Below are 5901 nucleotides of genomic sequence, written 5' to 3' on the forward strand. Positions count from 1 at the left end.
GCTTAAAAAATAGAATATTGCTATAAACCCCGTACTTAATATCGATAAATTATCTGTACTCATTAGACCTTTAGCAGACCAGTAATAGGATTGGTCTATCACTTTTACTTTTATATTTTTCTCAGAAAAGTAATTGATATATCTATCGTTATTTGAGTTTCTAATATATTTTTTGAATTTTATAAAAAATTTTCTATAACTAATTTTACCAATTGGATTCATTTTATTAATTAAATCGTCTTCAAATGGAAAGAAAACAGCAGTATCTTCTAATGTATCTATAAAATCATTGAATTTCTTATCTTTGAGCCTCCTTTCCATTAAATCAACGGTATTTGCCAAGAATAGAATATCCGTTCTACGCCCAGTAATCCCAATTTTTTTTTCATTCGGAATATTAAACCTCACAATTATATCCTGATCATTAATCATTCCATTAACGTCGGGAATATCATCAGAGTTAGCAACTAATATGATTTTTTTTGATGAGATATTCATAATATAAAATTGATAAATTTAAAGTACTTTTCCACTAAAGCACTAAAATAAGGATAAATTATGAAGATTTTCTTAAGCTATAGACTGAAGAAAAAAAGGCCTGACAAAATGTCTGGCCTTTTAAAAAAGCTTTTTACAGAGATTAACATTATTGTTGATCATATAAGCTGTGCGTCCTGAAAATAGAGTACACAACAATGTCAGAGTTGAAATGTAAAAATTAACCCTTAATAATTTTCACAATTTTATGCGTATTTGTACTAAGAAGCACATAGTCATTATTCACCTTCAACCATTGCTGGTTTTTACCAGGTTTAGTCAATTTACTATATCGCTTATAATCTACAGGATTGGCACTACGATATTGAGAAGGAATCGTTTGCCCAGATTTCAAGTCTCGCGATGGTTTTACAGAATTATGCTTAACCCGTGGCTTTTGTGCTACAGGTTGCTTGCTATTATGTACATTCTTATGTGTACCTTGTGGTGCTGCAAATGCTGAAGCGGCCATAATCGAAGTAGAGATGGACAAAACAATTGCTTTAATTAATGTATTCATAGGAATTAATTACCATAGATTTCTTTATTTGAGATTACGATTAAATCTTAAAAAAGCATTAAGAATAAGATGATTGATTATACCTTTTGTAAAAAACAAGTATAAATCATGGAAATTTATCATTAAATAAAAATATGAAATTCGGATTATTAATCACGAATTTACAAATAGAATTAGCCCCGTATGAGAAGGTTTTACACAAGATCTTACAGCCTCATTAATATTGATCGGATGAGTTCGCCATACTGGACAATAAAAATATACAGTATCATCTACCAGTACTTTGCTATCATTTTGCCACTTCATGAAAATAAAGATTGTCGACGAAAATACTCGATCTAGATAGTACAGCGAATATTCAAGAGACACCGTGTCTTATTCTGAGAAAATACAAAAGCCTGTTAACCAAATTAATAACTGTTATAAGAAAGCAGCCAAGCTGTATCAAACTCAGTATGAGAAGTTAAATAAAGATGCTCAGTATGCTCAAGCTTCAGCCCTATTGAATACAAACAAAAAATGTAAAGTATATTGACGACACGAAAGATAAAACATTAAAAGCTTCACTTAAAAACATTTATTTCGTCGAAGTAGAGCGTTAAGAAAAGCCCTTAATCATCAGGGCTTTTCTAGGCTTAAATCGTTTTGAAACCTCAAATACGTTAAAATATTTGGACTGAAAGAATTTAGATCAAATTTATTGCTTCTTGCATTCAGATAGATATTTGTCAATCATGAAGTTGACGATGTCTATTTCGCCACGAGCCTCTCTTGTTTTTTCAATATTGTAAGTTTTCCAAACTTCATCCCAGTGGTCTTTAATATATGTGACTATACACTCCTTGTACGGATCTGGGGTATTTTCATGAATATGCGCTAAGAATTTGTCTTGATGCTTAGCTTTAGAATTAGCACAACCAAATAGTGAAATCATAAGAATTAATCCTATACTTAAATGCCTCATTTTTTAATAATATATCCTTCATCAACTAACGGATCTTTATCTTTGGGTTTTAGACTCCAATCATCAACTAAATGAAATCCTTCTGAAATAACACCTTTCCCAGAAGTTCTCCCTGCGAGAGGATAAATAATTTCAGGTTTAGCAAATTTTGACTGTGTAAAATTATAATGCCACATATATGGATTTATAACATTCAAAGTAGGCATACCTGCTTGCTTTATAGCTCCAGTTCCATCAGGTAAATTACTAATATATTCACTAAAAATCCCCCATAAAAAAACCGCCTAAAATACAAGACGGTTCCATTTACTAATCATATGACTATGATATTACTCTATTTTAAAATAATGCTTCTCTTTCACCATTTTGATTTTGATACCATTATAGTATCGAATCATAGGGTCTTTTTTATCTCTAGTTATTCGGTCAGCAAACTGAGCTTCATCCAGTAAAGCTGAATATGTTCTGTACCCAAGAACCAATTTTTTGATCTCTTCCCCACTCTTTTTAAACTCATCAATACGCTTATCCAGTTCTTTTAAACGAATATCCATAATTTATCTACCCCCAATGCTTTTCTTTAATCTATCATCTAATTATTACAAAACCATATTTAAATTATGGTTATTTAAAAAAAGCCATACTTACAAATAATTATCGATATATCACTGCCTAAAGTTACTCATCACTTTTTGTTACACTAGATTCGTTCTATATCATTGGGGCTTGATGCTATATTGTTCAGTGTTAACTACCTTTGTCTTTGTGTTAACTTCAACTAAGCCCGCTCTTGCTGATGTTCCGGGCTTTTTTGATACCGTGAGTTTAATTCCCTATCCCGCCCTCTAGCTAATTCATCAAGGTGGAATGGCAAAAAATTTAAACCACTCTCAAGTAACAAGTGCCATAAGCGTAATGGACATCAGCACGTGACAGCTCTGGTCTTGTATTCGCTGCCGCCACCATTCTTTGCTCCATAACGGCGAACAACGCCTGTAAATTCCTCTACATCATGGCCTTGAATTGCTAACTTTGGCGCACCGGTCTCTCTGTTATATGCAGGTGTTCCGTATTGGTCTTTCTTATGTACAATGTGATAAAGCTCATGTTCAACCAAAGCGCAAAAGTCCACATCATTAGCAATACGAGAATATGAAGCATCAAAAGTAATGAGGTATTCAGGAACACATCTGAACCATTGAATGTATTGTTCTTCTTGTCTTTCCTGTTTCCAGCCACCAGCATTGATCATGACTTTCTCTGTTGTACCAATGACTTGACGTCCTTGTTTACTAAAGCCTGATCTAGCCCACATCACGGCAATATTTGGATAACGAAATGACCGTAAATGCAGATGATCTGAGTTAAACATTTGAGATTTAGGATCTAGAAATACACGTCTTATCCAGTCCCACATTTCTGGTGCAGGTGCAAAGTTAGGAGTATCTAACTCAAAAATCCATTCTGGAGGCATTGGCCGAACTGGAACATGAAAACCAACTTCTTTTTTCATACATACTCCAAAAAGAAAAACCCGCTAAATATCTATTATTAGCGGGGCTTCATGTACCGTAATAACTACGGCAAACAAAAACCTCCCGAAGGAGGTCTTCCACTTTTAATGCTAGACTTTAATCATTCCGCAAACTAGATTTATATTTATTGATTCCATGTACACCCAGATCTATAAGCACACGTATTTGAATAGTTTCATCATATTGTTGCTTCAAGCCACTCTCAATATCTCTGTAACTTAAATCTGATAAATCTTTGCCTTTATGAAGTAACTGTTCTTTATAAAAGTAAATTTGCTTAGTTACTTTTTGATCCCGGCCAATATCAACAGAAGCTTCCATCCAATGTACTGAAGTGCCCATAGTAAACTCCAATAAGGTTATTTAACTATTATAACATGAACAAAACTCATTAAATTACAGCATATTAATTTACTACTTAAAACAACAATTGATATTTAAGGCAGCTTCCTCTGCCATAAGACATTCAGTCAAATAACAAAGATGTAAGTTAATATGTGCAAAGTTTTGTGACGCATTACACGTATTTTGTATAAGTTGTTATATTGTTCGCTAAATCACATTTTGATAGTTTGTTTCTGAACTGGTAATTAAATTAATCTGATACACGACGATCAGCATTAGTTCCCCTTCGCAAGTGTTTACCTAGTTCAGGCTCAACCAGAACTCGGCATCCCCAAAGTGCCGAGTTCTTTTATTTTTATATCCAGAATAAAAAAGCCTACTCATCGAGTAGGCTTCCCCTTATGACATTTGCGCTGATCATTGAGGGTTCTTGTTATCTGTAGTATTTATAATAATACTACAGTTGATAAAGCAATTAAAAAAAAGCCCGCATCTACGGATGGCTGCGAGCATAAACTCAAGTGAATAGAAAAAGTACCATTCACCTCATAAGCGAGAAATACCTAAAAAACCATTCAATAAATGTAAACTTCATCACAGATTATACTTGTAGTTGCAAAATAATCAACACTTACCATTGGAATAAAAAAAGCCCACCTTTGCGCTGATAAAGGTGGGCTTTTTAATTGTTTCATAATAACTGGAGTGGTGATTTCTCTTACTTATTCTAAGCCCCACCATATCAAAGATGTAGACAAAGCGTGCTGTACAGTCAAGCATCTAATCGTATAATCACACCAACTTTTCACTGATTGCTTCAGCGGACTATAAGCACGGCAGCCTTAATGCTTCCAGCATCAAATAGATGTCGTCCTGTTAACCGCGCAAGATCTGCTGCGAGTGATCCGTTTGACACATCCAAATCAAATGATCAAATACCAGGAACGCGTGCACCATGTACAAGAATGAGCGCAGGACGTCTCTTAGTTCCATTCTCGCGAACCTCCCGAACATGTAACCCAACACCATATGCCGTAAGGACTCTGAAATCCTTCCGAATAAGTTCCCCTTCACTCTGTTGCTGCGCCGCTGAAGCAATCGTATCCATCATCAATGTAGTTACAAGAACGAACATTATCGCGATTGGCACACTCTTGGGAACTTTTCTTCTTTCTCTTGTCACTCCACATCCTCCGCTAATGTACTATCAAGTTAATCCAATAACGTATGTTTGATCTGGGTCAACTTGGCCTGATGCAATGAGCTAATAAGGGATTCAGCAGTTCTTTTCTTGAGGAACGACTGGACTAAATCTTTATTATAGCTTCTGAAACAACATCGAATATCTTCACATAGTTCCCACTACATAAGATCTTTAGCTTAACAATACCCGACATATTGCTCATAAAATATACACGCACACAAAACAAGTACATTTTTTAAGCTATGACAAAGTGCTCAGGATCAAAGGTATTCCACCTAGTAATAACAGCAATATGCTCATCGGAGCGGGCAGTACATTAATACAAGAATATGCAATAATTTGATTCAAGACATTTAATCATTCCTCAACAATCACGATATATTATTTAATTATCTATATATTTATAAACTTTTTAATGGGGAACAACAAAATGATGTACGTTTATTATACTCTTTTATTTCTCTTTTCAAAACTAAGTATAGTGGGCCTAAGTATTGGCTTTCATCATGAAGACCTATTTTTCACTGTAGCTGGAACCCTATTTATTTTCGCTTCATTCCTAACATATTTAATGATCAAAGAAGTTCGAAAAGATCCTTTTGACAAACGCTAGCTAATTCGAGAAAGTTAGATCTAGCAGATTTAAATTTTCAGCCTATAAGTGTACAAAGTAAAAAGCCCACTCAAACGAGCAGGCTCCTTACTGTATTTCAGGACTAAGCTATATAATTATAATTCTCAAAAAATACTCTATTAATCTATGTAAGCCCGCTCTTTTGGTCAATAGCAAAAGTGA

At 34.3% G+C, this 5901-nt stretch carries 6 protein-coding genes and 1 pseudogene; all 7 read right to left on the minus strand.

The features are described from left to right. The coding region (locus RMB03_RS00435) for a hypothetical protein (protein ID WP_311073084.1) at window positions 1–498 on the minus strand (498 nt) is incomplete at its 3' end. 220 nt (window positions 499–718) lie between these two features. After that, the gene (locus RMB03_RS00440) at window positions 719–1057 is read right to left on the minus strand and encodes an RcnB family protein (protein WP_311073086.1); all 339 of its coding nucleotides are present in this window, start codon (window positions 1055–1057) and stop codon (window positions 719–721) included. A 697-nt stretch (window positions 1058–1754) separates the two neighbouring features. After that, window positions 1755–2021, minus strand: a complete 267-nt coding sequence (locus tag RMB03_RS00445; RefSeq protein ID WP_311073087.1) for a hypothetical protein — start codon at window positions 2019–2021, stop codon at window positions 1755–1757. Then, entirely contained in the window at window positions 2018–2227 is a 210-nt protein-coding gene (locus RMB03_RS00450) for a hypothetical protein (RefSeq protein WP_311073090.1), read from the minus strand. Before RMB03_RS00450 ends, RMB03_RS00445 begins: the two co-directional genes overlap by 4 nt. Before the next feature lie 123 nt (window positions 2228–2350). Continuing rightward, window positions 2351–2575 (minus strand): hypothetical protein, encoded by a 225-nt coding sequence (locus tag RMB03_RS00455; RefSeq protein ID WP_311073092.1) that lies wholly within the window; start codon window positions 2573–2575, stop codon window positions 2351–2353. A gap of 325 nt (window positions 2576–2900) precedes the next feature. Next, window positions 2901–3534: pseudogene (locus tag RMB03_RS00460) on the minus strand (putative metallopeptidase). Window positions 3535–3652: 118 nt separating this feature from the next. Next, window positions 3653–3898, minus strand: a complete 246-nt coding sequence (locus RMB03_RS00465) for a hypothetical protein (protein ID WP_311073095.1) — start codon at window positions 3896–3898, stop codon at window positions 3653–3655. Between the last annotated feature and the right edge of the window lie 2003 nt (window positions 3899–5901).

This window comes from Acinetobacter sp. V91_7 (genome assembly GCF_031799075.1).
Taxonomy (GTDB): Bacteria; Pseudomonadota; Gammaproteobacteria; order Pseudomonadales; family Moraxellaceae; genus Acinetobacter; species Acinetobacter calcoaceticus.